Origin of the sequence: Proteus hauseri (assembly GCF_040139125.1) — a bacterium.
GTDB lineage: Bacteria > Pseudomonadota > Gammaproteobacteria > Enterobacterales > Enterobacteriaceae > Proteus > Proteus hauseri_B.
The window spans coordinates 145326-171687 of the sequence record NZ_JBEEUB010000002.1 but is presented as its reverse complement, the minus strand read 5'-3'; the positions used below and the strand labels follow the sequence as shown (position 1 = coordinate 171687).

General features: G+C 40.4%; 22 protein-coding genes and 1 other RNA gene. 9 read left to right on the top strand and 14 right to left on the bottom strand.

Translation table 11 applies throughout. The annotated features are described in order from the left end of the window. Positions 1–36 precede the first annotated feature (36 nt). Positions 37–411, bottom strand: an RNA gene (gene rnpB, locus ABN099_RS03890) — RNase P RNA component class A. A gap of 57 nt (positions 412–468) precedes the next feature. Beyond that, positions 469–1350 (bottom strand): 16S rRNA (cytidine(1402)-2'-O)-methyltransferase, encoded by an 882-nt coding sequence (gene rsmI / locus ABN099_RS03885; protein WP_349462379.1) that lies wholly within the window; start codon positions 1348–1350, stop codon positions 469–471. A 61-nt stretch (positions 1351–1411) separates the two neighbouring features. Here rsmI and ABN099_RS03880 point away from each other — a divergent pair, with 61 nt between their 5' ends. The 4 genes from ABN099_RS03880 (at position 1412) to dolP (ending at position 4830) form a co-directional block, all read left to right on the top strand. Beyond that, on the top strand, positions 1412–3166 hold the full coding sequence (locus ABN099_RS03880; protein WP_349462378.1) for a penicillin-binding protein activator: 1755 nt from the start codon (positions 1412–1414) through the stop codon (positions 3164–3166). A gap of 85 nt (positions 3167–3251) precedes the next feature. After that, positions 3252–3629, top strand: coding sequence for a YraN family protein (locus ABN099_RS03875; RefSeq protein WP_349462377.1), 378 nt, complete (start codon positions 3252–3254; stop codon positions 3627–3629). 22 nt (positions 3630–3651) lie between these two features. Further along, complete coding sequence (gene diaA, locus ABN099_RS03870) at positions 3652–4242, top strand: DnaA initiator-associating protein DiaA (RefSeq protein WP_064718913.1); 591 nt, start codon at positions 3652–3654, stop codon at positions 4240–4242. A gap of 9 nt (positions 4243–4251) precedes the next feature. Next, positions 4252–4830 (top strand): division/outer membrane stress-associated lipid-binding lipoprotein, encoded by a 579-nt coding sequence (gene dolP / locus ABN099_RS03865; RefSeq protein ID WP_349462376.1) that lies wholly within the window; start codon positions 4252–4254, stop codon positions 4828–4830. 103 nt (positions 4831–4933) lie between these two features. On the opposite strand, the gene ureG is transcribed toward dolP, so the two are convergent. The 7 genes from ureG to ABN099_RS03830 are packed head-to-tail and all read right to left on the bottom strand — an operon-like array spanning position 4934 to position 9986. Next, positions 4934–5551, bottom strand: coding sequence for an urease accessory protein UreG (gene ureG, locus ABN099_RS03860; protein ID WP_349462375.1), 618 nt, complete (start codon positions 5549–5551; stop codon positions 4934–4936). Positions 5552–5560: 9 nt separating this feature from the next. Then, positions 5561–6226 (bottom strand): urease accessory protein UreF, encoded by a 666-nt coding sequence (locus ABN099_RS03855; RefSeq protein ID WP_349462374.1) that lies wholly within the window; start codon positions 6224–6226, stop codon positions 5561–5563. A gap of 26 nt (positions 6227–6252) precedes the next feature. Further along, positions 6253–6762 carry an urease accessory protein UreE gene (gene ureE, locus ABN099_RS03850; RefSeq protein ID WP_349462373.1) on the bottom strand — a complete coding sequence of 170 codons (510 nt, stop codon included), beginning with the start codon at positions 6760–6762 and terminating at the stop codon, positions 6253–6255. Positions 6763–6789: 27 nt separating this feature from the next. Further along, positions 6790–8493 carry an urease subunit alpha gene (ureC, locus tag ABN099_RS03845; RefSeq protein WP_349462372.1) on the bottom strand — a complete coding sequence of 568 codons (1704 nt, stop codon included), beginning with the start codon at positions 8491–8493 and terminating at the stop codon, positions 6790–6792. Further along, a complete protein-coding gene (locus tag ABN099_RS03840; protein ID WP_349462371.1) occupies positions 8490–8816 on the bottom strand; it encodes an urease subunit beta in 327 nt (108 codons plus the stop codon). Before ABN099_RS03840 ends, ureC begins: the two co-directional genes overlap by 4 nt. Positions 8817–8824: 8 nt before the next feature. After that, entirely contained in the window at positions 8825–9127 is a 303-nt protein-coding gene (locus ABN099_RS03835; protein ID WP_349462370.1) for an urease subunit gamma, read from the bottom strand. 22 nt (positions 9128–9149) lie between these two features. Beyond that, positions 9150–9986, bottom strand: coding sequence for an urease accessory protein UreD (locus ABN099_RS03830; RefSeq protein WP_349462369.1), 837 nt, complete (start codon positions 9984–9986; stop codon positions 9150–9152). Positions 9987–10477: 491 nt separating this feature from the next. On the opposite strand from ABN099_RS03830, the gene ABN099_RS03825 reads away from it, so the two are divergent. Then, positions 10478–11383, top strand: coding sequence for an AraC family transcriptional regulator (locus tag ABN099_RS03825; protein WP_349462368.1), 906 nt, complete (start codon positions 10478–10480; stop codon positions 11381–11383). Here ABN099_RS03825 and mtgA read toward each other — a convergent pair. The 3 genes from mtgA to arcB form a co-directional block, all read right to left on the bottom strand. Then, complete coding sequence (mtgA, locus tag ABN099_RS03820) at positions 11378–12079, bottom strand: monofunctional biosynthetic peptidoglycan transglycosylase (RefSeq protein WP_349462367.1); 702 nt, start codon at positions 12077–12079, stop codon at positions 11378–11380. The two genes, ABN099_RS03825 and mtgA, sit on opposite strands and share 6 nt — an antisense overlap. Before the next feature lie 21 nt (positions 12080–12100). Continuing rightward, positions 12101–12751 (bottom strand): isoprenoid biosynthesis glyoxalase ElbB, encoded by a 651-nt coding sequence (elbB, locus tag ABN099_RS03815; protein WP_349462366.1) that lies wholly within the window; start codon positions 12749–12751, stop codon positions 12101–12103. Between the two features lie 236 nt (positions 12752–12987). After that, positions 12988–15324 (bottom strand): aerobic respiration two-component sensor histidine kinase ArcB, encoded by a 2337-nt coding sequence (arcB, locus tag ABN099_RS03810; RefSeq protein ID WP_349462365.1) that lies wholly within the window; start codon positions 15322–15324, stop codon positions 12988–12990. A gap of 669 nt (positions 15325–15993) precedes the next feature. Between arcB and gltB the strand changes: the two genes are divergently transcribed. The 4 genes from gltB (at position 15994) to ABN099_RS03790 (ending at position 24930) form a co-directional block, all read left to right on the top strand. After that, on the top strand, positions 15994–20454 hold the full coding sequence (gene gltB, locus ABN099_RS03805) for a glutamate synthase large subunit (protein ID WP_349462364.1): 4461 nt from the start codon (positions 15994–15996) through the stop codon (positions 20452–20454). A gap of 9 nt (positions 20455–20463) precedes the next feature. Further along, positions 20464–21876, top strand: coding sequence for an FAD-dependent oxidoreductase (locus ABN099_RS03800; protein WP_349462363.1), 1413 nt, complete (start codon positions 20464–20466; stop codon positions 21874–21876). Positions 21877–22375: 499 nt separating this feature from the next. Then, positions 22376–23647 (top strand): C4-dicarboxylate transporter DcuC, encoded by a 1272-nt coding sequence (dcuC, locus tag ABN099_RS03795; protein WP_349462362.1) that lies wholly within the window; start codon positions 22376–22378, stop codon positions 23645–23647. A gap of 14 nt (positions 23648–23661) precedes the next feature. Then, complete coding sequence (locus ABN099_RS03790; RefSeq protein WP_349462361.1) at positions 23662–24930, top strand: amidohydrolase; 1269 nt, start codon at positions 23662–23664, stop codon at positions 24928–24930. A gap of 147 nt (positions 24931–25077) precedes the next feature. Here the strand turns inward: ABN099_RS03790 and sspB are convergent, their stop codons facing one another. Further along, complete coding sequence (sspB, locus tag ABN099_RS03785) at positions 25078–25584, bottom strand: ClpXP protease specificity-enhancing factor (protein WP_349462360.1); 507 nt, start codon at positions 25582–25584, stop codon at positions 25078–25080. A 6-nt stretch (positions 25585–25590) separates the two neighbouring features. Further along, a complete protein-coding gene (gene sspA, locus ABN099_RS03780; RefSeq protein ID WP_064718890.1) occupies positions 25591–26232 on the bottom strand; it encodes a stringent starvation protein SspA in 642 nt (213 codons plus the stop codon). Between the last annotated feature and the right edge of the window lie 130 nt (positions 26233–26362).

The window sequence follows — 26362 nt, the reverse complement described above, 5'->3', positions numbered from 1 at the left end:
ACCCTCAAAACACAGTGTGCTTTGAGGGTTTTTTATGAGGTGAGTTGACCGTTAAGCCGGGTTCTGTCGTGGACAACCATTCATCTAGGCCAGAACTTGCGCGCTGGCTCCAGCAACCTACCCGGGTTCAATGCGGGCCGCACCATAAGAACCCCTATTTGGTCTTGCTCCGGGTGGAGTTTACCTTGCCACAAACTGTTACCAGCTGTGCGGTGCGCTCTTACCGCACCCTTTCACCCTTACCTGATCCTGTAAACAGGCCATCGGCGGTTTACTCTCTGCTGCACTTGTCGTAGGCTCGCGCCTCCCAGACGTTATCTGGCACCCTGCCCTGTGGAGCCCGGACTTTCCTCCCCTCTATCCGTCTTCCCGAAGGAACAACGATAAAGCAGCGGTTGTCTAGTCAACTCAGGGTGCGGATTATAGGGATTTTCCTTGATAATGTATAGTGCAAGAGACTAAAAAATCTTATTCCTCGTTTTCAGCCCCGCCATTTTGCTCAATAACGTGTTTATAGAGTGCGTTTTTCTTCACGCCATAAATCTCAGCAGCAACAGCCGCGGCTTTTTTGAGCGGTAACTCTTTTTGTAAAATGGCTAAAGTACGCAGCACTTCTGGTGCAAATTGGTCATCTTTAGGTTTTTGATAACCTTCAACAATCAGCACCATTTCGCCTTTACGACGGTTTTCATCTTCAAGCACCCAGCTAAGTAACTCTCCTACTGGCATGCCTTGAATAGTTTCCCATGTTTTTGTGAGTTCTCTCGCTAATACTACATAGCGATTTTCACCCCAAACTGTCACCATATCAGCTAGACTATCTAATAACCGATGTGTTGATTCATAAAAGATAAGTGTACGAGGCTCTTCCATTAAATCTCGTAAGCAATCTTGGCGGCTTTTCGTTTTTGCGGGCAAAAAACCCTCGTAACAAAAACGATCTGAAGGAAGCCCCGCAGCTGATAATGCGGTTATCGCGGCACAAGCACCGGGTAATGGCACTACATTTATACCGTTTTTGCGGCATAGGTTGACTAAATGATAGCCAGGATCGTTAATTAAAGGTGTACCTGCATCAGAGACTAATGCGATACTTAGTCCTTGTTGCAATTTGCTAATTAATTGATCTGCTTTTTGCTGTTCATTATGATCATGTAACGCATACAAACGTGCGTTAATGGCAAAGTGCTGTAATAAGAGCCCTGTATGACGGGTATCTTCTGCAGCAATTAAATCGACATGAGACAGCACATCAAGTGCCCGCTGGGTGATATCGCCCAGATTACCAATAGGTGTGGGTACTATGTACAGTGTGGATGTCGTTACCGCTGCTCGATTAGGTTGATTCATTGTTTATTCCGAATGACCGATTTAAAATTGAGCATAATTATAAAACATCACTGGGTACAGTATGCTTTCCTCAATTTTTGTGCGTTTTAAAACAGGTTTATCCTATACTGCGATACTTTCCGCCTTGATTATGTCAGGTTGTACCCTTACGGGGCAACAAGAACAGCCTCTCGATCCTGTAAGAAAAGCAGAATTAGAGATGCGTCAGCTACAGAAAGTTATCGAGGATTCTCAAGGTCAGGCATCTTTAGATGTCATCAGAGCCTATATTGGGTTAGAACCACTAATAACCGATCCTGCACTTCATCAGCAAAATATTGATGACACTTGGCTAACACTGACAAAATTGACACCTGAACAACGTCAAGGTGCCGTCATTAAAGCGGATGAAAATATTCTGCAAGGTTGGCTAGATTTACTAAATACTTACGAATATAACAAAGACGATGCTGATAAGCTCTCTAAAGCGGTTCGTGAATGGCAAACTCGCTATCCCCGCAACCCTGCAGCGTTAACGCTTCCTGCTGCTTTGCTACGACTGTCACAGCCATCTGTCAGCACAACGAGCCAAATTGCTCTATTACTGCCATTAACAGGGCAAGCCAAAGTCTTTGGTGAAGCTATTCAACAAGGTTTTCTTGATGCACAAAGCGGTTTACCACAACCTCCTGCAATGCCAGCAGCAAAAGCGGAACCGAAACAAGATAGCCTTGCGTCAATCTTAGAAGAGTTAGGTATCAATAATACTGAAACACCATCAGCTGATACTGACACCACCAAAGAGACAACAGAAAATAGCGAAGCAGATAAAAACAAAGAAACGGAAGCGGTTACCGCCAATTACACTATTCAACTCGACCCTGTTGCTAAAAATAGCCGCCAAGTTATTGTTTATGACACCAATAGCCAACCCATTGATGTACTATTGAAAAAAGTGCAACAAGATGGAGCTAATTTGATTGTTGGACCGCTATTAAAGCCCGAAGTAACGAAAACAATTGAGCTGCAAAGTGGTATTCCTGTTTTAGCATTAAACGAGTTAGATACCGTTCCTGCTGCTACCACCGTCTGCTTCTTCTCGCTTTCACCAGAAGATGAAACCCGCAATGCCGCACAGCATTTACGCCAACAACAAAAATCTAATCCATTAATTATTGTTCCTAGCAATAAATTTGGTCAGAGAATGGCTCAAACGTTTGCAGATGAGTGGCAACGCACTGGCGGTGGCACGGTTTTACAACAAAGCTTTGGTTCGCTTGAAACACTGAAATCATCGATTAACCGTGGTGTTGGTATCCGTATGACAGGAACACCCGTATTACCAACAGAAAACGCGCCATTACCATTAGATAGCCAATCAATCCCATCAACGGGTGGTTCAATTGATTCGGTCTATATTATTGCCACCAGCGATGAATTAACCTTGATTAAGCCAATGATCGATATGGCGATTAGTACGAAAAAACGCCCACCTATTTATGTGAGCTCACGTAGTAATCAAGGAGGAACGGGTCCTGATTTCCGTATGGAAATGGAAGGTATCCAATTTAGTGATATTCCATTAATGACCGGTGCTAATTTGCCATTAATGCAAAAAGCATCGAGCAAATTTGCGAACGATTACTCATTAATGCGTCTCTATGCGATGGGAATTGATGCATGGTCTTTAGCAAACAATTACAATGATCTGACAAAAGGAACATTACGTTTTAATGGTATCTCAGGTTCATTACGTGTTGAAGATAACTGTACTGTTTACCGACAACTTCCTTGGATGCAGTTTAAACAAGGAAAAATAGAGCCAGTGGGACAATAATTGCGCGCTATCGAATAAAACAACCGCCTTTTAAGGCGGTTTGTTTATAAATAAACGCACTGCGTTGTAAACAAGGAAATCATGGATGATATTCCCTAAAAGCCCTTATTTTTTAGGGCTGTACTATGAAAAAAAGGCATTAAAATACCTACAGCAACAGGGATTAAAACTCATTGCTACTAATGTCCGATTTCCCTGTGGTGAAATTGATCTTATTATGCAGGAACACCAAACATGGGTATTTGTTGAAGTTCGATTTAGACGCAATACAATGTTTGGCGATGCAGTCAGTTCGATAACTTACCCTAAACGGCGTCGCTTGTGGCGTGCAGCAAATTGTTGGTTAGCCCAACACCAAGAAAGTATCGAGACAGCAGATTGTCGTTTTGACATTTGTGCATTTAATCATCGGAAGTTAGTATGGTTAAAAAACATTCTCGATTATACGGAATTTATTCGTTAAATTAGATTATATAGGTCATAACGTGCTTGATAGAATAAAAGTCTGCTTTACTGAAAGCATTCAAACTCAAATTGCAGCAGCAGAAGCGTTACCCGATGCCATTTCCAGAGCCGCAATGATGATGGTCCAATCTTTGCTTAACGGACATAAAATATTAAGCTGTGGAAATGGTAGTTCAGCCGCGACAGCTCAACGATTTGCTGCCAGCATGATCCATCGATTTGAAACCGAGCGCCCAAGCCTGCCTGCACTCTCTTTAAATACAGACAGCGTTGTAATGACTGCAATTATGGGTAATCGACAACATGATGAGATTTATGCCAAGCAAGTACGAGCGTTAGGGCAAGCAGGTGATGTGCTTCTTGCTATCTCCACTCATGGTAATAGCAGAAGCATTATTAAGGCTGTTGAAGCAGCAGTAACGCGAGACATGACCATTGTTGCATTGACGGGTTATGACGGTGGTGAACTTGCAGGATTACTGGGACCTCAGGATGTCGAAATTCGCATCCCATCTCAGCGCACTGTCAGAATACAGGAAGTCCAGATGTTAACCGTAAATTGTCTGTGCGATTTAATTGATAATACATTATTCCCACATCAGGATGACTAAGGAGTTGCTATGAAATTGCTGCCTATTACCGCAGTGCTCTGCTCTGCACTTTTACTGCAAGGCTGTATTGGTGCCGCCGTTGTTGGTACTGCTGCTGTTGCTGGAAAAACAGCAACGGACCCACGTTCGTTAGGGCAACAGGTCGATGACGGCACATTGGAAGCGCGTGTATCTGGTGCACTCAATAAAAATGAACAGATTAAGAAAAGCAATTCACGCATTGTTGCAACGGCTTATGAAGGTAATGTCTTATTAACAGGACAAACGCCTGATATGTCTATTGCAAGCACAGCAAAGCAAGTGGCAAGTAAAGTTGAAGGGGTGAATAACGTTTATAACGAAATTCGCCAAGGAGAACCTGTCACACTAGGTACTGCATCTTCTGATACATGGCTTACCACCAAAGTACGTTCACAAATTTTAGGTAGTGATTCAGTAAAATCATCGTCTGTAAAAGTGATTACTGAAAATGGCGAAGTGTTCTTATTTGGTATTTTAACGCGCCAAGAAGGTGCTGCGGTTGCTAAAATTGCCAGCGAAACCAAAGGTGTTGTAAAAGTCACCACGGCATTTACTTACTTAAATTAATTCGCCTTGGCTCTCTTTTGCTTTATCTCATTTTATTCTGCCAGTGCCCATGATTATTACCCTCATTAGCACTGGCAGTTTATTTTCTACTTAATACTTAAAATCAACGTCTTAGCATGCCTTTATCGATAATAAAGTCGATAATTGTCTCTAGTCCTACTTTCTCTTTTAAGTTAGTAAAGACATAAGGTTTTACAGGTCGCATTCTTGCCGTATCAGCCTCCATAACCTCTAATGAAGCACCAACATAAGGCGCTAAATCAATCTTGTTGATCACTAACAGATCAGAATGGGTAATACCGGGTCCGCCTTTACGAGGGATCTTCTCACCTTCAGCGACATCAATGACGTAAATCGTTAAATCGGCTAATTCAGGGCTAAACGTTGCGCTTAGGTTATCACCACCACTTTCAACGAAAACGATATCAAGATTTTTATGACGCATTGCCAGTTCTTCAACGGCAGCCAAGTTCATTGATGCATCTTCACGAATTGCCGTATGAGGGCAACCTCCTGTTTCAACACCAATAATACGATCAGCATCTAAAGCTTGTGCACGCGTTAAAATTTTAGCGTCTTCTTGTGTATAGATATCATTGGTAACAACGGCGATTTGATAAGTATCACGCATTGCTTTGCAAAGAACTTCTAACAGTGCTGTCTTCCCTGAACCAACAGGACCGCCAACACCAATACGTAGTGGTTGATTATATTCTTGCATTTGAGTTTCTCATGAACGAAAAAGTCTGGTGTATTGAGTTTCGTGACGACTACTTGCAATAACTTGAGCGGGCGTAAAACTACCAATATCTTCTTGTTGCCAATGTGCTGATTGCTCAACAATAGCAGGTATTTTCTCAGCCAATGTGAACAACATTTTTTGCCCCGCACTCTGTCCTAGGGGGATCAATTTTACGCCAGACATGACGGTATTTTCTAACCAGCCCCAAGCATAAGCGCAACACAGCTTTTCGCTGTCGATATTCCACTGAACAGAGGCTAAAGCAAATGCCATCAGTTGTGTCTGCTTTACGCAAGCAAGTAAATTGTCATCTAACTCAAACCCTAATTGTGGTAGTAAACGAGCGAATGCGATACCTCGTTGGCGCTCTTCTTGTCTTAGTTCTTTTGTTTCACGGCTAGCGATAATGAAATTACACCAATATTTCACTTCATCCATATGGGTAAGTAAGAGGCTCTGTTGTAATCGCCGTAAAACAGGGAGTTCTAATGTTGCTAATGCACCCGTCATTTGCGCACTTAACCAATCAGTCAATGTTTCTGGTGAACTTACCCAGCCTTTTTCTATCGCCCACTCTAGTCCTTGGGAATAAGTAAACGATCCCACAGGTAGAGATGGACTTACTAATTGATATAAGCGTAAATCAGCAAGCATCGATATGCTCCCTTAATACTTTGTTATTATTCGTGATGATGATCTGAATGCTGGTGATCGTGGTGATGACCATGATGATGTCCACCTGTTGAACCACCATAAGCGCCCGGCTCTGGTTGATATTTTTCTAAACCAACACTTACCGTAGCCCCTAATCCACGCGCCATATCATCTAAAACATGATCATGAAAATAGCGACACCAACCCGTCTCAATTTGCAAAGGTACATGGCGATTACCGAGGTGATAGCAAACGCGTGCAAGTAACAGTGGATCATCACTATAAACGGTGGAAACTTGCTCTTTTGCAGCTTCTATTGTCACAATATCACCATCTTCAGACAGTAAAATATCACCTTCTTTTAACACCGTGCCACGAGGCAAAAATAACCCAGCGTCTTGCCCATCACTTAAGATCACTTTTAAGCGACTTTTAGTGCGTTCATCCATGGTTAAACAGAGCGTTAACGCCTGTTTTTCAGACGTTGTAAACTCAAGCGCTTTCTCTTGATTAATAACTTGGGTAAATCTTTTCATGCTATAAACTCTCAATAGAAACGCTTATCAGAATAGGAAATAGCGCTGCGCCATCGGTAATTGCGTCGCTGGCTCACACACCAATGGCACACCATCCGCTTTCACAATGTAAGTTTGAGGATCGAGTTCAATATGAGGCACATAACTATTGTGGATCATCGATGCCTTGGTCACTGTGCGACACCCTTCAACACGACCGATTAAGCTCTTTAAGCCCAGTTTTTCTGGTACGCCTGCTTCAATACCTGCCTTTGACATAAAAATCATTGAGGTTTGATATTTTGCTTTGCCTAAACAAGCGTACATAGGGCGATAATGAACGGGTTGTGGTGTTGGAATAGCCGCATTGATATCTCCCATTGGCGCATAAGCCACCATACCGCCTTTCATAATCAATGCCGGTTTAACACCAAAAAAAGCCGGATCCCACAATACGATATCGGCAAGTTTACCACTTTCTATTGAACCTACTTCATGTGCAATACCATGGGCTAAGGCTGGGTTAATCGTATATTTAGCAATATAACGTTTAATACGATTATTATCATTTTCAGCAGTATCACCTTCTAAGCTACCACGCTGTAATTTCATTTTATGCGCACATTGCCAAGTACGTAGCACCACTTCACCAACACGTCCCATTGCTTGGGAATCTGAGGACATCACGGATATTGCCCCCATATCATGCAAAATATCTTCTGCGGCAATGGTCTCACGACGAATTCGCGATTCTGCAAAAGCGACATCTTCAGGAATTGAGGGATCAAGATGATGGCAAACCATCAACATATCGAGATGCTCATCAACCGTATTAATGGTGTAAGGCATCGTTGGATTGGTCGATGCGGGTAAGATATTTGGCTCGCCAACGGATTTAATCACGTCAGGCGCATGCCCACCCCCTGCACCTTCTGTATGGAAAACGTGAATAACGCGTCCAGCTATCGCTTTAACCGTCTCTTCATAAAAACCACCTTCATTTAAGGTGTCAGAGTGAATTGCCACTTGCACATCCATCTCATCAGCAACATTTAGACAATTATGGATTGCCATCGGTGTTGCGCCCCAATCTTCATGAATTTTAAGCCCAATAGCACCCGCTTCAATTTGCTCACGAACGGCTTCTGGTTGACTAACACAGCCTTTACCAAATAGCCCTACGTTAATTGGCAGCTCATCAACGGCCTCTAACATGCGATGCATGTTCCAAATACCGGGTGTTACTGTTGTTGCATTGGTTCCTGCAACAGGACCTGTGCCACCGCCAATAAAGGTAGTCACACCAGAAATTAAACCTTCTTGTGCTTGCTGAGGGCAAATAAAGTGAATATGAGTATCAACGCCACCTGCGGTGATAATTTTACCTTCACCCGCAACCACTTCAGTACCGGGACCAACAACAATATCCACATTTGGCTGAACATCCGGGTTACCGGCTTTACCAATACCGGCGATGCGACCATCTTTAATGCCAATATCGGCTTTTACAATGCCCCAATGGTCAATAATTATCGCATTGGTGATTAGCACATCAACACACTCAGCACTAACGACTTGGCTTTGTCCCATACCATCACGAATAACTTTACCACCACCGAACTTGACCTCTTCACCATAAGTGGTGAAGTCTTTTTCAATTTCAAGAAATAGCTCTGTATCCGCTAAGCGCAGACGGTCCCCTGTTGTTGGACCAAACATATCTGCATAAGCTTGACGTGAGATAGTTTTCATTTTTTCTCACTCTCCAGTTTACCCATGACTTTGCCATGAAAGCCGTAAATCTCACGCTTTCCAGCAAAAGCCACTAACTCTACAGTACGACGTTGACCGGGTTCAAAACGAACCGCCATTCCCGCAGGAATATTTAAACGAAAACCAAGCGTACCTTCACGTTCAAATTTAAGCGCGTCATTAACTTCATAAAAATGATAATGAGAGCCAACTTGTACCGGTCTGTCACCATGGTTAGCGACTTGGATAGTTTTTGTTTCACGACCAACATTAAGTTCAATATCACCTAATGCTTGATTTACTCTGATTTCACCGGGGATCATGTTGTTACCTACACAATAGGGTCGTGAATAGAGACAAGCTTTGTACCATCAGGGAAAGTGCATTCCACTTGAATATCTTTTATCATTTCAGGAATGCCTTCCATCACTTGCTCTGCCGTTAACACAGTACGCCCTTCGCTCATCAACTGAGCCACTGTTTTACCTTCTCTCGCACCTTCCATAATCGCGCAACTAATTAGTGCGATAGACTCAGGATAGTTAAGCTTAAGCCCTTTTGCTAAGCGTCTTTCAGCAACAAGACCTGCAGTAAAAAGCAGTAATTTATCTTTCTCTCTTGGTGTTAATTCCATTTCTGCTCCTAAAAATTAACGATTATGTCGCCCATATACGAGGTGGCTCAGGGCAATATCCTAACCAGTGTTGGCGAACGGTTTGCCAAACGTGGGCAAAACAAGCCATCATTGGTTCAGTTTGAGAGCCCAATAAGCGCAAAACTAAAATGCCATCAACGTCAGTTAATCCATACTCAATCGTATTGTTTTTCGGGGTTAAAATCTGCTCTAAATTGTGTTGAATAAGGCTCTTTAACGCTTCAGTTGCAGGATAAATATAGAGCGAACCTAACATAGGATATTCGCGCATTGCAGATGCCTGCTTTTGCAATCCCTCAACAAAAATAGACTCGGTTAGTATCAGTTGTTCATCGATATAAAAGTTAAAACGCCCTTTAACATTGCCGTTTTCAAACCATTCATTAAGTACAGGACGACCAAAACATTGAATTTCCCAACCAATAAATTTCGCGCTGGATGCAATATGAATATGCGTTTCTAAACGCACTTGGGCATCAGGGAAAAAGATATTTTCCTGAGGAAGCCATTCTAAAAAGCCTTCGTTAGCAACATGCAATGTTTGGATTTGCTGAGCAACGCCACCGGCACTACGATAAAATTTAGTCGCGCCGGGTGTTGTTAGCAACGCATGAGCATAAGGTTGTACATCAATATTAATTAATAGCTTATCACCACCAACTACACCACCAGGAGGATGAAGTAGATAGGTGTGTGCAATTCCTTGTTCAGGATAAAAAGGACGCTGAACCATTAAAGGGCCAATGTGGCGTTTCTCTGTTAGGCGTGTTATCCCTCGCTTTACTTCATAGCGTAAAACGATTTCAGCGAGCCAACCCTTCCCTGAAAAATCAGACATACCCACTCCTACCTGTCAGGTAAAATAAATCAGTAATCAGGAAAATACGCGAATATGTACAGCACTACCCATTAGATAATGTCATTCAAAATCAAAGAGAAATAGGCTAATGAATGTTGGGTAGGATATGAATAAAAACTAAAATGACACGTCCTTAAGACAGGATAATGCCCTTTATCTGTGCCGCGCGATTGTACACCTTATTACAAAAAACGCGTTTTGAATAAATAGCAATTTATTTAGAAAAAATAACATCTTTAAGAATAATAGTAACAAATGAGCGAATATCTATATTGTTATCTTTTATCAACAGGATTATATTCTGTGCCACTCCCATAGATAAGTACATGATGGCACTCATTGGCAACGAGAATAGTGTTATAATTAGCCACTCAGATTTTGGCTTATTGCTATATACAATACACTGTTAACTTTAAATATTATTCATTCTAAGTCATGTTTTTAAACATGCCTGCGGTATATTTGAGACTATGGAATATAAATACATTCGCTCCTCTAAACAGATTTCCTTGAAAACGTTCTATATCGAAAATCCGATGATAGCGATGATTTGTGGTGCAAAAGGCGAGATAAGCATCAATGGACAATCTATTGTAGTGACAACAAATTTAACACTTATTATTCCTAAATATAGCCAAATCTCTTGTGATGTAATGAGCCAGTCTGACCATAATCCAATTGAATTACATACATTGGTATTATGTGAAGCTGAACTTCAGTCTGTTTTCTCGCTACTTAAACCACTGATAAAATCAGGTGCGCCCATTACACGTCACCTTCCTGATTACCATTTATCAACACCTGAAGTTGTTAAAACAAACTTTAATTTGCTCAAGCAGTGTTTACCATTAAAACAAGGTACACCAACGCAAGAAACCATGTTTATGCAGCAAAGTTTATTTTTTATTTTAATGGCGGTTTATCACTCTGGTGTCGATATTCTTAATATCTTTCGCTTTAATTATGATGAGCCTAAAAATCAGGCAATTACACATTTAATTACGCAAGATCCACAAAGAAAATGGCATTTAGATGATGTTGCTAAAACGCTATTTACGACGCCTTCAACATTGCGTCGTCATTTAAGCAAAGAGGGGGTTTCATTCTGCCAATTATTATTAGATGTCAGAATGGGAATTGCTCTTAATTACCTCACATTCTCCAACTATTCTGTTTTTCAAATTAGTCATCGTTGTGGTTTTGGTAGTAACGCTTATTTTTGTGATGCATTCAAAAGAAAATATGCGATGACACCTTCGCAGTTTAGGGTTCAATCTCGTCAGTCCAACGATCCTTGTGCATTAACTCAACTATCGTTAAAAACAGGTGAACACACAGCGGTAGAAAAAAAAGTTTCCGCTCGTGCCAAATTATGACAAATTATTTCGCTTTAAAAAGGTCATTCCCCCCATTAGACGCATTTGATTTAAGATCCATTGCTGGCGTTTTAGCACGTAAGCTGAAGGCTTATTAATATGATAAATGTGGGGATTAGGTAAAACTGCAGCTAATAATGCAGCTTCATTTGCCGTTAACTGTTTCGCCGGTTTTCTAAAATAGTGTTGAGCGGCTTGTTCTACACCAAAAATACCATCGCCAAACTCAACAATATTAAGATATACCGTTAGGATACGTTTTTTTGACCAAATAAGTTCAACAACAGGTGTCATACCTGCTTCCAAACCTTTTCTCATCCAACTACGACCATCCCATAAAAAGAGATTTTTCACTGTTTGCTGAGAAATTGTCGATGCACCACGTAATGTTTTCGCTCCATTACGGCTTTTTTTGAAAACTTTCTCAATTGCATCAAAATCAAAGCCCCAATGTTTGGGAAAATTTTGATCTTCAGATGCCATAACTGCTAAATACATCACTGGTGCTATCTCTTTTTCACTCACCCAAGTGGAATGAGACACATAAGAGAAATCAAAGTCACTCCATGCAGAAAATTGACGTTGAACCATCACAGCAGAAAAAGGTACTGGTAAAAAAGAAAACAGCACAACTGTTAATAGCCATAAAGCAATTAAAATAATTAATAGTTTCTTTAGCTTTCTAATTAGTACCATCTGCTGTGATTATCTCGTCAATTATGCTAATTCAAGGACTTTTTTTACCAGCTTTTCAATGCCAATTTGTGCTTGGGAGATAGATTCAGCAAGCATATAAGCAGGCGTTGTAACGACACGTTGCTCTTCATCGACAACAATATCATCAACCGGACAATCAATATGAATGCCTCCCATTTGCGTTATCATTTCTGCTGTTTTTGCATCATTACCAATTGTTAATTTTACTGGTGAATTTAACATTTTTGGTAACATAACGGGGGCAATACATATTAATCCCAGTGGTTTTTTCTGCTGATGCATATCCCTTACAAATCTTAAGAGATCTTGGTTAATTTCGCAGTTAACACCTTTAGTTGCGAAATTACATAAGTTTTTAGCTGCACCAAAACCACCAGGAATAATCACCGCATTAAAGTTTTCAGCCTTAGCTTCAGACAAAGGGGATATTTTCCCACGAGAAATGCGTGAAGATTCCTCCATCATATTCCTTTTCTCTGATTTTTCTTCTCCTGTAATATGATTTATTACAGTAGGTTGAAACTCATTAGGTGAGAAAAAATGAACTTCAGCATTGTTTTGACTTAAAGCAAGCATAGTAAGTACTGATTCATGAATTTCACTACCATCAGATACACCACAGCCACTTAAAATTACAGCAATTGATTTCATATCTTTCTCCTTTTGTAGTAGATTACTAGTTACCCATTTATAGGTGTAAACACCAATCGCCATCACATATTTAAATGTTTCTTGTAACAAAAAAACTTATCTTTGCTATTTTGTTGCTTGTATGATGTATGGAATAGTTTCATCCTATTCGCCTATGTAATAAGAATCAAAAAAGCGAGTAGAAAAGTTTCCCTGGTGTTGGCGCAGTATTCGCGCACCCCAACCTTCGGTTGGGGTTATTTTTTTCTAACGCCTAATAACCAATTTCTTAAACTTTCTACATCCTTTCTCCAATCCCTTTCCAACTCATCAACCCACTCTTGAACATTGTCCCACCATGCTGGCAATTCTGGTGATTGGATCTGTTTTGCTAGTTGCTGTAAATGCTTCAATCCGATAGAGCCAGCCGCGCCTTTGATTTTATGTCCTTCCTCAGTGATGCCCTTCTGATCACGAGCCGTAAGGTTAGATTCCAGCACCGACATATAACTAGGCATCATCTTTTCAAAAACATCTAAACCATCCGTAATTAGCTGAGGTCCGACGAGTTCGATGTATTGATTCAGCATATCAATATCTAATAACTCTTCATTTTTATTCAACAATTCCGATAAATCATCAACTGGGGTAGAAACCGAACCATCCCCCCAAAATTTATTAATAATGGCGGTTAACGCATCAACTGATAACGGTTTACTGAGGACGTCATTCATTCCCGCGTCTAAATACTCTTTTTTGTCTTTCAAAACATTCGCGGTTAATGCAATCAGTGGCGGTAATTCTTTACTATCAAATTCTTGACGTAGTTTTCTAGAAATATCAAAACCTGTCATATCAGGTAACTGAATATCGAGCAGCACAAGATCATACTCATCAGGTCTAAACATCGACAACGCTTCTTGCCCTGTCATCGCGACATCAACGGTATTACCTAATTTTTCTAATACCGAACAAGCAACAATCACGTTAAGTTCGATATCTTCTACCAGCAGAATATTTAATGCAGGTAACAGCAATTCATCATCGCTTTCAATATCACGTTGCTCTTCAATCGCAGGAGCTTCAATAGAGAGCGTGAAGGTTGACCCCTTACCTAACTCACTATCAACATGGATATCGCCGCCCATATGCTGTGCTAGGCGCTTAGAAACTGCAAGTCCGATACCGGTTCCCGTTGCAGAACGTCCACCTTGGCTATCAGTGACTTGGTAGTACATAGCAAAAATTTTCTCAAGCTCACTTTGAGGAATACCAATACCACTGTCTTTCACTTCAAAAAACAGCTTATCTGGCGTTTCTTGCCAAATACGCACCTTGATTTCACCTTCTTGCGTAAATTTCACTGCATTACCAATTAAATTCCACAGAATTTGGCGTAAACGGGTACCATCTGACACTATTTTATGAGGCAAGGTTTCTTGCGCTTCTAAAGTAAATTTTAGTCCTTTCGGTTGAACTAACAGTCCCGAAAGATTTTCTAGATCTGAAATAAATTCAGTAAAATCGATTGGCTGGTTATCTAGTTGAATTTTTCTACGTTCAATTTTATCCATTTCAATAACATCATTAAAAATATTACCTAATGTGATGGCACTGACATGAATCGTTTTTAAATAGTTAAGCTGTTCTGCTGATAATTCAGTATCGAGCAAAATACGACTCAACCCAACAATCCCATTAAGCGGTGTACGCAGCTCATGGCTGATCGTTGAAATAAAGGTCGTCTTATCTCTACTTGCGTTTTCTAACGCGTCTTGATAGCGCTTACGCTCTGTAATATCACGTCCAAAGCCCATTAATCCATGACGTTTACCAATGCGGTCATAAAAAGGAACTTTGCGTAATTCAAAACACGCTTTGCGACCATCAGGATAGACCAACCACTGCTCATAAGTGAGAGATACATTATGGCGAAAGACTTTTTCATCAGTCTCCATCACTTTGATCGCGATATCTTCGTCATAAACATCAAGTGGCGTTAAACCAATGAGTTGTTTTTCACTTTTACCGGTAAGTAGCTCAGTTGCACGGTTACATCCTGAGAACTCATTATCTTCATTGCGGTAATAAACTAAATCGGGTGATGCATCTAAAAACGAACGCAAAAGTGAAGATTGCTGCTCTAATTCAATTTGAGTTAATTCGCGACGCTTCATCTCACTTTTTAGTTTTTCAAGCAATTCAAGGTGCGCTTTTTCAACTTTTTCGCGCTCTTGGATCTCTAAATTTAATTGCTCAATATTCTCTTTAAGTTGAGAGTTAAGCTCTAAATCACGCTGGCGCATAACACCAAGCTTATCAACCATACGTGATAACCGACGGCGCGATTCTTCTAGCTGTTCAACCACCACAGAAAGAAAATAGACAGCCCAAGGTGTAATAATCAAGCCAAAAAAGATTGAACGAACAAGGTCAATACTGGTGACATCACCCGCTAATAAAAATGTCACCGCCATTTGTACAACCATGGCTAAAACAACTAATGCTGACGCCAACAGTAATGAGAAGCGAATTAGCCCAAGCCTCATCATTAAATCAACGTAATACTGGGCAAGCCCTTTGAGCAGTTTCATTGAAAACTCCAATATATTGAATCTCTGAAATGATACCCCAAAAATGAATTAATTCAGTGGTGAACATTCAGAAATATTGTTACGAAACACTATCTCTCACCATTTTTTATTTTTAATTTGACTGCTTGGTGTAAAAAATAGCGGGGGCTTTATATCCAAACGAAAAATCATTAATCAGCTTACATAAATAATAGACATGCTTATAGTGAATAGACGCGATTGATAAAAAATGCAATTTGTCTTTTTTTATACAAATTGTATAAAAATAATAAAATGCTAAAATCTAGATGATTTTCAGAATAATAAATTACCATTAAGCGTCAATAAAGGATGAGTCAAAACTAAAGCTGTCAAATAAAGTGATATAGCTCACATTAAAAAAACACGCAACACAGATATTTAAATAAAATAATTTAATTAATAATCAATTAGTTAATATAAAAAATCACTATTCTTCGTTATTGTAGTCAAATATTCTTGCACATTGACCTCTTTTTTATTTATCGATAAGTTTAAATGACATTGCATAGCAATAAAAAAAATAGATTTAGCTAAGCAAAACACAACACCATCCAAATGAGCACCCATAAATTACCACTCACCATGAGGCAAAAACGTTCCCTTTGCTCTCTATTTTGAGGTGCCCATTAAACTGAGTAGGAAGCGACCATGCTTTATCAAAAAACACTGGAAAAAGAGAACTGTGGTTTTGGTTTAATCGCTCATATTGAAGGCGAAGCCAGCCATAAAATTGTCAGAAATGCGATTCATGGATTAGCGCGAATGCAACATCGCGGAGCGATTCTTTCTGACGGTAAAACGGGTGATGGCTGTGGTTTACTATTGCAAAAACCCGATCGTTTTTTTCAATTAATCGCAAAAGAGAAAGGATGGCATTTAGCTAAGAATTACGCCGTAGGTATGCTGTTTTTAAGCCAAGACGCCCATATAGCAGCACAATGCCGACATATTGTTGAAGAAGAGCTACAGCAAGAAACATTATCTATTGTTGGCTGGCGTAAAGTGCCTATCAATACGGATATCTTAGGGAGTATCGCCCTTGCAACACTGCCTATGATTGAACAAATTTTTGTTAATGCCCCAGCGGGCTGGCGTGGAAGCGATGTAGAACGCCGATTATTTGTTGCTCGCAAACGGATAGAAAAGCGTATCACAGAGAGTGATTTTTATATTTGTAGCCTTTCTAATTTGGTGACAGTTTATAAAGGTCTTTGTATGGCGACCGATTTGCCACGCTTTTTTACCGATCTTGCTGATTTACGTATGGAGTCGGCAATTTGCCTTTTTCACCAACGTTTTTCAACTAATACCACCCCCAAATGGCAACTTGCACAACCTTTTCGTTATCTTGCTCATAATGGAGAAATTAATACCATTACAGGAAATCGCCAATGGGCAAGAGCAAGAGCCTATAAATTTCATACACCATTAATTCCTGATTTACAAAGTGTTGCCCCCTTTGTAAATGAAAGTGGCTCAGACTCTAGTTCACTCGACAATATGCTAGAACTCTTTCTTAATGGTGGCATGGATATTGTTCGCGCGATGCGCTTATTAGTTCCACCAGCATGGCAGAACAATCCTCAAATGGATGAAGATCTACGGGCTTTTTTTGATTTTAACTCTATGCATATGGAGCCGTGGGATGGTCCTGCGGGTATCGTTTTATCGGATGGTCGTTATGCGGCATGTACTCTTGATAGAAATGGTTTACGCCCTGCTCGTTACGTAATAACTACAGATAAACTTATCACCTGTGCCTCTGAAATGGGTATTTGGGATTATCAACCTGATGAAGTGGTAGAAAAAGGCAGAGTGGGTCCTGGCGAATTAATGGTGATTGATACCTACAACGGTCGTATTTTGCATTCATCTGAAACTGATGAGGATTTAAAAAGACGTCACCCTTATAAATTATGGCTAGAACGTAATGTGAAGCGGCTTATTCCTTTTGAAAACTTACCTGAAAATGAAGCGGTAGGTCAGCGAGCTTTTGATGATAATCGCCTTGCTACTTATCAAAAACAGTTTGGTTATAGTCGTGAAGAGCTTGAAACTATTTTGCATGTTTTGGGTGAAAATGGGCAAGAAGCAACTGGATCTATGGGCGATGACACACCATTTGCCGTATTATCTCAACGCCCTCGTATTATTTATGACTATTTCCGTCAAAAATTTGCACAAGTCACCAACCCTCCAATAGATCCTTTAAGAGAAGCCCATGTAATGTCTTTGGCGACCTGTATTGGTCGTGAAATGAATGTATTTTGTGAAGCAGAAGGACAAGCACATCGTTTAAGCTTTCAATCCCCTATTTTGCTCTATTGTGATTTCCAGCAGTTAATCAACCAAGATAGCAAACATTATCAATCAGTGACTATTGATATTACCTATTTACCTTCAGAGATTAATTTAAAAACAGCAATACATCTTTTATGTGAAAAAGTGCAACAAGAAGCACAGAAAGGCGCTGTTTTACTGATTTTATCCGATAGAAATATAACCAAAGAGCGTTTGCCTATTCCAGCGCCTATGGCAGTCGGTGCAATTCAGAAAATGCTGGTGGATAATAACTTACGCTGCGATACCAATATTATTGTTGAAACGGCAAGTGCCCGTGATCCTCACCATTTTGCGGTGTTATTAGGTTTTGGTGCAACCGCGATTTATCCTTATCTTGCTTATGAATCATTAGCTCAACGCGTTGATAACCAAGTGCTTTGCGGCTCTTATGCACAAGTGATGTTAAATTACCGCAATGGTATCAATAAAGGGCTATATAAAATCATGTCAAAAATGGGCATTTCTACCGTTGCCTCTTATCGCTGCACGCAACTTTTCGAGGCAGTCGGATTACATGATGATATCACCACACTTTGCTTTAACGGTGTTGATAGCCGCATTAACGGTGCTGACTTTAACGATTTTGAACAAGATTTATTTAATCTGTCTAAACGCGCATGGCTAATTCGCTACCCTATCGATGCAGGTGGATTACTGAAATATGTCCATAAAGGTGAATATCACGCTTATAACCCTGATGTCATTCAAACACTACAAAAAGCCGTTCATAGTGGCGATTATCAAGATTATCAGCGTTACGCTTTATTAGTTCAGCAGCGCCCGATTACTACGCTACGAGATATGTTAGTGCTCAATAGTAATATCACGCCTATTTCTATTGATGAAGTTGAACCCGATACCGAATTATTTAAACGTTTTGATACCGCCGCGATGTCTATTGGTGCATTAAGCCGCGAAGCTCACGAAGCACTGGCTGAAGCGATGAATACATTAGGGGGGTTTTCAAATTCAGGTGAGGGTGGAGAAGATCCTGCTCGCTATGGCACCAATAAAGTATCGCGGATCAAACAGATTGCTTCGGGTCGCTTTGGTGTTACGCCGTCATATTTAATGAGTGCCGATGTTTTGCAAATCAAAGTCGCTCAAGGCGCAAAACCGGGAGAAGGTGGTCAATTACCTGGTGATAAAGTCACCCCTTATATTGCACAACTTCGCTATGCGGTGCCGGGTGTGACGTTAATTTCCCCCCCACCTCATCATGATATCTACTCTATTGAAGATTTAGCGCAATTAATCTTTGATTTAAAACAGATTAATCCAACCGCGCTAATCTCAGTAAAGCTGGTTTCCGAACCCGGAGTAGGCACTATTGCCACGGGTGTTGCCAAAGCTTATGCCGATTTAATTACCATTGCAGGCTATGACGGTGGAACTGGTGCAAGCCCATTAACATCCGTCAAATATGCAGGAAGTCCTTGGGAATTAGGTTTAGTTGAAACACAACAAGCACTAGTTGCCAATAATCTTCGTCATAAAATTCGATTACAAATTGATGGTGGTTTAAAAACAGGTTTAGATATTATTAAAGCAGCTATTTTAGGTGCTGAAAGTTTCGGCTTTGGTACGGGTCCCATGGTGGCTTTAGGCTGTAAATACCTGCGAATTTGTCATCTAAATAACTGCGCAACAGGCGTGGCAACACAAGATGAAACCTTACGACGCAACCATTATCACGGATTACCAGAACGTGTAATTAACTACTTTCGATTTATCGCACAAGAAACTCGCGAGTTAATGGCATTACTTGGGGTGAAAAAACTGACTGATTTGATTGGTCGAACTGACTTACTTTCCTGTATAGAAGGCTATAGCAGTAAACAACAAAAACTAATTCTTGAACCTTTATTAGAAACCGTTGCTTCTCCAACGGATAGTGCTCTTTATTGCCAAGAAAATAATCAAACTTACGATAAAGGTGAGTTAAATCAGCGTATTGTTATTCAAACAGTCAACGCGGTTAAGCAACGCGAAAGTCAATCACTCTATTTTGATATTCGCAATACTGACCGCTCTGTAGGGGCAACTTTATCGGGCATTATTGCCAAAAAATATGGCGAAACAGGGTTATCAGCTACGCCATTAAAATTACATTTTACAGGTACTGCGGGTCAAAGTTTTGGTGTTTGGAATGCGCAAGGCGTTGAACTAACATTAGTTGGCGATGCAAATGACTATGTGGGTAAAGGCATGGCCGGAGGGCGAATTGTCATTTCGCCGCCAATAGGTTCAGCCTTTAAAAGTCACCAAGCCACTATTATGGGAAATACTTGTCTTTATGGCGCAACTGGCGGCAAACTTTATGCGGCAGGCTTAGCAGGTGAGCGTTTTGCAGTAAGAAATTCCGGCGCTATTGCGGTTATTGAAGGTGTAGGCGATAACGGTTGTGAATATATGACTGGTGGTATTGTCTGTATCTTAGGTAAAACAGGCATTAATTTTGGTGCTGGTATGACAGGCGGATTTGCTTATATTTTAGATGAAGATGCAACGCTCTCGCAGCGCATTAATACCACATCTATCGAGTTACTTTCTGTCGCCTCTTTTGCTATTCATGCAGAACATCTACGAGGCATGATAGCCGAGCATGTTAGATTAACGGGCTCACAACAAGGTGAAATATTGCTCTCGCAATGGGAATATTGGTCACAACACTTTAAATTGATTAAGCCTAAATCTAGTGATGTAAATGCATTATTAGGTCACCCTCGCCGCTCATCAACTGAATTACGCGTTCAGGCACAATAGGAGAACATTATGAGTCAGAATGTGTATCAGTTTATCGACTTAAATCGTATTGAGCCGACCAAAAAACCATTAGCACTGCGTAAAATTGAGTTTGTCGAAATTTATGAAGCCTTTTTACCACAACAAGCCGCGGCACAAGCAGATCGCTGCTTAAGTTGTGGTAATCCATATTGTGAATGGAAATGCCCTGTTCATAATTACATTCCAAACTGGCTCAAATTAGCAAATGAAGGTCGGATTATAGAAGCCGCAGAGCTTTCTCATCAAACAAACAGTTTGCCTGAAATCTGTGGTCGTGTTTGTCCTCAAGATAGGCTTTGTGAAGGCGCTTGTACGCTAAATGATGAGTTTGGTGCCGTTACTATTGGTAATATCGAGCGCTATATCAATGACACCGCATTAGAACAAGGATGGCGACCCGATCTTTCTCATGTCACGATGACGAATAAAAAAGTGGCAATTATTGGAGCAGGTCCTGCTGGTCTTGCTTGTGCTGATGTACTTATTCGTCATGGTGTAAAACCTGTGGTTTATGATAAACACCCGGAAATTGGCGGCTTGCTTACTTTTGGTATTCCCTCATTTAAACTCGAAAAGTCGCTAATGATAAGACGTCGAACGCTGTTTAGTGAAATGGGTATCGAATTTTGTCTTAATACTGAAATAGGCAAAGATATCACCCTTAATGCACTTATAGCGCAATATGACGCGGTATTTATCGGTATAGGTACCTATCATAGCCTAACGGGTAATTTTGCCAATGAGAACGCTTCTGGCGTTTATAATGCGCTGCCTTATCTAATTGGAAATACTCGCTATTTAATGGGTTATGCCGAAGATAAACAAACGCCTTATATTGACCTAAAAAATAAACAAGTCGTAGTATTAGGCGGTGGTGATACCGCGATGGATTGTGTTCGTACTGCAATTCGACAAGGTGCAACAAAAGTAACTTGTGTTTATCGTCGTGATGAAGCTGATATGCCCGGTTCAAAACGTGAAGTAAAAAATGCCAAAGAAGAAGGTGGTGAATTTTTATTTAACCTTCAACCTATTGATATTGAAATTGATAGTCAAAATAACGTGGTAGGTATCCAAGTTATTAAAACTGAAAGTGTAAATACATCCTCTGGCAAGAGAATCCAACATATTAAAGAGAGCGAACAAATATTACCTGCCGACGCAATTATTCTCGCATTTGGCTTTAAGCCTGCACACTATCCATGGTTAGATGAAAATAATATTACTTGCAGTGAATCTGGAAGAATTACTATTTTGGATAATCAAGAGGTAATGAATCAAACAACCAACCCTAAAGTATTTGCTGGTGGCGATATTGTAAGAGGTTCGGACTTGGTTGTAACCGCAATTGCGGAAGGAAGAGATGCTGCTGAAGGAATATTACATTATTTATCTTGTTAAATTTTATAAAGCTCGACTTTAAAATTTAACCATTTAATCTCTTTATTGTCCCACAAACTTAACGTGGGATAATTTTTTATATTTCATCTTTTAATGAGTGTTATTTTTTAGGCTCAGAGCCTATTTAGTTAAATAATCATTCTCATTACCATTTGATATATTTTGTTATTTTATATATTGATAAAAACACACATTATTTTTCGTATCAAAATAACAGCTACACTCTATAGTTAATATAAATTATGTTCTTACTGTTTACTTTATCTCTTTTTATTTAACTTTTTTGTCATATTTCAATAATAACTATCTTGTAGCATTTGTTAATAACATCACAGTCTAAAAAAATAGATTTTATTTCGGCTATTAAATTTGATAACAATCAAATATTGTCGGTCTATCAACTTCATAATGGAGTCACCTAATAACTTTACAGAAAAATATAATTGATTGATGTTAGGTTTGTTTTCATAAAATTGTCATTATTAATTAGGGGATCACTATGGTGATGCAACTGATAGCAGTAGCCGTTATTATCGTAACAGTCTATTTGCTAATAAAAAAATATGAAACCCGAATGGTGCTAATTGGCGCGGGCTTATTGTTATGTATTTTAAGTCTAACCCCACTAGATGCATTTAATGCATTTAGTGAGCGCATGGTATCTTCATCATTAATTCAAGCAATCTGTGCGAGTATGGGTTTTGCTTATGTCATGAAATACACCAAATGCGATATGCATCTGGTACATGTATTGTCTAAAGTATTAACTCGTCTTGGTTTTTTCCTTATTCCAGCAACAGTTATCGTTACTTATTTCATTAATATTGCGATTCCATCAGCAGCAGGTTGCGCAGCCGCTGTGGGTGCAACATTAATCCCATTATTAATCGCAGCGCGTATTCACCCTGCTATCGCGGGTGGTGCAGTGCTATGTGGTACTATCGGCTCAATGTTAAGCCCTGGTATGTCGCATAACGCCTTCGTTGCTAACATGGCAAATATGGAAGTCGTTGACTTAATTGCTCGTCACAGCCCATATAGCCTAATGGCAGGTGGCATTGCTGCCGTTTCACTGGCGGTTGTTGCGTTAGTGAAAAAAGAATTTAAAGTAGCCGTTGCTGGAGATGCAGCAGCATCATCAGCTCAAGTAAAAGCTGAAGCTGTTCGCCCTAACTACTTATATGCAACAGCACCTTTTATTCCATTACTTCTGTTAATTCTGCCATTCTTTGAGACTTTCAGTACTTTCAAACTATCTGTACCCGCAGCAATGTTAATTGGTTCAATCTATGCGTTGTTAATCACATTAACTAACCCTGCTCAAATTACTAAAGAGTTCTTTAAAGGTATGGGTAATGCTTATGGTGATGTTTTAGGTATTATCATTGCAGCCGCGGTATTCGCCGCAGGTCTGAAAGCATCTGGTTTAATCGACGCGTTCATTAGCTTCTTAACTCACTCTCCTGAATTTGCTCGTTGGGGTGGTACTTTAGGGCCATTCTTAATGGGTATTATCACAGGTTCTGGTGACGCAGCAGCATTTGCATTTAACGAAACAGTAACCCCACATGCTGCACAATTTGGTTATGAAATTCCAGACATGGGTATGGCTGCCGCATTATCAGGCGCATTAGGTCGTACAATGTCACCACTTGCAGGTGCAGCGATTGTTTGTGCTGGTCTTGCAAATGTAAACCCTATGGAAATCGCAAAACGTACTGCACCGGGCATGGTTATCGGCGTCATCGCTGTTGCGTTATTTATGTTATAAGTGGAGAAATAGACATGTCAGCAATTACACTAGAAAAATTAATTAAATGGCGTCGTGAGTTTCACCAATATCCAGAAATTGGTTGGTCAGAATTTTTAACCACAGCAAAAATCGTCAAAGAATTACGTAGCCTAGGTTTGGAAGTTAAAGTTGGTCCAGATGTTATCAACCAAGATTTTGCCTTTGGTCGTCGTCGTCAAGTCGTTGAGAAAGGTCTTGCTGTTGCAAGAGAGCATAAGGTTGATGAAGCTCTGCTTGATGAAATGAAAGAGCTTACTGGCTGTGTCGCTATCTTTGATAGCGGTAAAGCAGGTCCAACGGTTGCACTACGTTTTGATATCGACTGCGTTGGTGTTAACGAAGCATCAGAAACTAAACACCGCCCTCATGCAGAGAATTTTGCTTCTTGTCACGCAGGTGAAATGCATGCTTGTGGTCACGATGGTCATATCACAATCGGTTTAGGTGTTGCTCACTGGTTAGTTGAGAATAAAGATAGCGTTGTTGGTAAAGTTAAAATCTTATTCCAACCAGCAGAAGAAGGCGTTCGTGGTGCAAGAGCAATGGCTGAAAGTGGCATCGCTGATGATGCTGATTACTTCTTAGGCTCACACTTAGGCTTTATCGCTAATAGTGGTGAAATTGTTCTTAACCCAACACACTTTTTGTGTACTACTAAATATGACTTCCGTTTTAAAGGTGCGCCATCTCACGCAGGTGCAGAACCTGAGTTAGGTCGCAATGCTTTAGCAGGTGCTTGTCACGCTGCAACACAAATGCTGGGTATTTCTCGTCATGGTAAAGGGATGTCACGTATCAATATCGGTGTGCTAAAAGCCGGTGAAGGTCGTAATGTCACCCCTGCTAATGCAGAAATGCAAATCGAAGTTCGTGGTGAAAATGAAGAGATCAACAGCTTTATGGCAGCAAATGCTGTACGTATGGCTGAAGGTGCAGCTCATAGCTTCCAGTTAGAAATGGAAAGCGAAGTGATGGGTGAAGCCGTTGATTTAACCAATGACCAAGAACTGATTGATGTTATGGCGAAAGTCGTTGGTAAATACTCAGAGTTAACCGCTATCCCAACACGCCCATTTGGCGGAAGTGAAGATGCGACAGTGCTGGCAAAACGTGTACAACGTTGTGGCGGTAAATCACTCTACTTTATCGTAGGTGCTGATAGAACTGCAGGACACCACCAAGCTGGTTTCGACTTCGATGAAAAACAATTAATGACTGCTGTAAATCTCTACACAGGTTGTTTAGAAGAACTACTGAAATAATCTCAGTTAAGTGATTCACTAAAGCGCTCTATAGCAATATAGGGCGTTTTTTTATTTTAATTCAATAGAATCTATTTAATAAAAAACCCAGTACCGTTGTACTGGGTTTTTTATCTTACCGCTATCACATTGATTTATTGCAATAACTTATTTTACGACTCGCAGTGATGGGCGACCTGTTGGACGAGGTGGCTCTGGATCATCATCTGGTGAAGCGGTTTCGGTAGAATCGTTATCTGTTACCAAAGATAACACTTCACCAATAGGCGCTTGTGATGGCTCTTGATGCTCTTCTTCAGCAAATTGTGATGGTTGACCATCTTCATATGCAGGTTCAGGCTCAAACATCATTCCCGCACCGTTTTCTCTCGCATAAATAGCCATAACAGCAACCATTGGTACTCGTACTTTACGAGGTATTCCACCAAAGCTTGCGCTAAATAATACCTGTTCCAGTGTTAACTCTAAGTTATTCACTGCGCGAGGTGAAATATTCAGTACAATTTGACCATCGTGCGCATATTCCATAGGAACCTGAACACCAACAATATTCACATCAACAACAAGATGTGGCGTTAAATCGTTTTCAAGGATCCACTCATAATGCGCACGCAATAAATGCGGACGGCGCGGAGACATATCCATAATCTCCATGCTTAATTACCCTCTTGAAGGTAAGCGCATTTCACGCTCTGCTTCGGTTAATGACGCAAGGAAAGAGTCGCGTTCAAAAACACGTTGCATATAAATTTGAACATCTTTAGCCGCAGCGCCACTTAAATCAACACCCAATACAGGCAAACGCCATAAGAGTGGAGCAAGGTAGCAATCTACTAAGCTGAATTCTTCACTCATAAAGTAAGGATATTCTTTAAACACAGGAGAAATTGCCAGTAACTCTTCGGCTAACTGCTTACGTGCGGCATTAGCTTGTTGCTCAGTGCCTTTCTCAATGATGTTCATTAAAGAATACCAATCCTGCTCAATGCGGTGCATCATTAAACGGCTGCTACCACGAGCAACAGGATAAACAGGCATTAAAGGAGGATGAGGGAAGCGTTCATCAAGGTATTCCATGATGATACGTGAATCATACAGGGTCAGCTCACGATCAACCAAAGTCGGTACACTTTGATATGGGTTAAGATCAATAAGATCCTGTGGAAGATTACCAGCTTCAACCTGTTCAATTTCAACACTGACACCTTTCTCCGCTAGGACAATTCTGACCTGATGGCTGAAAATATCAGTCGGACCGGAAAACAAAGTCATTACCGAACGTTTGTTGGCAGCGACAGCCATGAAAACCTCCAAGTTAATCAATTAAAGGAATGAATCCGCTTATGCATCTATCATTCCCCCATTTCTAAAAGACAAGCATACCAAAACAGCTAACTTAAATAGTTATCTAAGCTATTTCGCTATGATGGGT